Origin of the sequence: Devosia riboflavina (assembly GCF_000743575.1) — a bacterium.
Lineage (GTDB): Bacteria > Pseudomonadota > Alphaproteobacteria > Rhizobiales > Devosiaceae > Devosia > Devosia riboflavina.
Window position 1 is genome coordinate 1 of record NZ_JQGC01000042.1, and the last position, 1485, is coordinate 1485.

At 60.9% G+C, this 1485-nt stretch carries 1 protein-coding gene; it reads right to left on the minus strand.

What is annotated here, in order from left to right; genetic code table 11:
* Positions 1–312: 312 nt before the first annotated feature.
* Positions 313–1344, minus strand: a complete 1032-nt coding sequence (locus JP75_RS24360; protein ID WP_035087702.1) for an IS110 family RNA-guided transposase — start codon at positions 1342–1344, stop codon at positions 313–315.
* Positions 1345–1485 lie beyond the last annotated feature (141 nt).

The window sequence follows — 1485 nt, forward strand, 5'->3', positions numbered from 1 at the left end:
AGCGGGTCGTCTAATCGCCTGGCCGTCAAGAGGTATGTGCAAGCCAGTCTTCCTTTTCTTGCCTTATCGCCGATGCTTGCTCGTATGCCGGGCACAGGGTCGTCTACGCGGTCGATGCACAACTGATCGCCGCAGGATGAGTTTCGCTGGTGAGGTCTTCCTATGTTCGTGACGCAATCTGCTAAGAGGCAGTTGCTTCCCGCTTCGCGGAATGACCACAACCACGTCCCGGCAGGGACGACTCGGTGCGTCCTGTAAGACGCTATCGGTTGAATGGCCTAAATGAATCGTCGCAGGCAGGCGACCGCCGGATCAGGCAACGGCGGGTGCTCCTGCGTGCGGATCGAAGAGTTCGCCCGTCCGGAGCATGGCATGCATGATCACGGCCAGCTTGCGCGCCAGGGCCACCGCCGTTCGCTTGAAGCCGAGCCGCTCTTTCAGCTCCAACGCCCAAGCTCGCAGGTTACTGGTATCCCTCGACCGGTTGAGAATGACCGCGGCCGCTTCATATAAGAGGCCGCGCAACTGATTGTCGCCACGGCGTGAGATGTGTCCGTCACGATCTACCTCCCCGGACTGGTAGCGCCTCGGCGTGAGACCCACCCATGCGCCCACGGCGCGAGAGTTCCTGAAGTTCGCCGGATCTTCAACCGCAGCAGCAAAAGCGGTAGCCGTGACGGTGCCGACACCGGGCACTGACATGAGTAGACGGCAGCGCTGGTCTTCTCGCGCCATCGCGACCAGCTCCTTGCTCAGCTTTGCTGTTTGGTGGCGGATATCGCGCCATGCCTGAAGCATTGGCATAATGATGTGTGCCAGCTTCTCTTCGCCCTGCAGGAGGTCGCGAACGTTGCGCTCGAACACGCTGCCGGCGCCCTTGGGCACGACCAGGCCAAACGTCTTCATCAACCCGCGGATCTGGTTGGACATCTGCAAGCTCATCTTGAGAAGCTGGTTCCGCGCAGTGATCAGCGTGCGGATCAGCATGCTGTCGAAACCTTTGACCCGAACCTCTCTGTAAAAGCCGACCTCGGCCAGATGAGCGAGTCCATCGGCATCGTTCGCATCGGTCTTGTTTGCGGCCATGTCGAGCGCGGCCTTGGCATGCCGCGCATCGATGCAGATTGCCGGCAGGCCCTCTGCCGTCAGCGCATGGTAGAACCATACCGACAGCGGCCCCGTCTCGAACACCACCCGCTGGGCATCGGGCGCCCGTTTGCGGATCACCGCCGCGAGCAGCTGCGGGTCAGACGCGCACTTGCCCCGCCAAATCCTCTTGCCGTCCTGCCGGATCGATATCGCTGTCTCTTTCATGGAAACGTCGAGACCAATATACTGGTTCATGGCTGTCCTCCGTTCGATGCTTGGGCCCGGTTGCGATCGTGAGCCCGTTCTTCATCCTATCGGGGGACAGCCAGCCGGCAAAAGGTCGAACACGACCGCCACATCGTTGGTGGCCACTGCTCCCACGATTACATCATGTTC